Here is a 252-nt window from a genome sequence, read left to right as displayed (position 1 = left end):
GAAATATATTCGCTCCTCTTCTCTAAGCCTAGGTTGGCTTGGTTTTTGTGAAGATAAAAATTTACGTGATTTTGAAAAGTTAAATATTGGTAGAGAGCACTATAGTAAGGGTGAATATAAATCCTTAGCGAATACTGGAATCCGAATAATAGATGAAATGCTCCAGTCGATATGGACTATAAACCCTTTAAGAGCACATATAAATGGTAACTATATTATCGAGATGGAGCTATCGATAAGAGAGATGTATAA

General features: G+C 33.7%; 1 pseudogene. It reads left to right on the top strand.

The window, feature by feature from the left end:
- A pseudogene (locus tag AAEY87_RS14205) lies at nucleotides 1-252 on the top strand (hypothetical protein); the annotation flags it as partial.

This window comes from Psychrobacter sp. S1-30-MNA-CIBAN-0213 (assembly GCF_040309845.1).
Taxonomy (GTDB): Bacteria; Pseudomonadota; Gammaproteobacteria; order Pseudomonadales; family Moraxellaceae; genus Psychrobacter.
The sequence above is the reverse complement of the archived record's forward strand: the minus strand, read 5'-3'. Positions and strand labels throughout refer to the sequence as shown.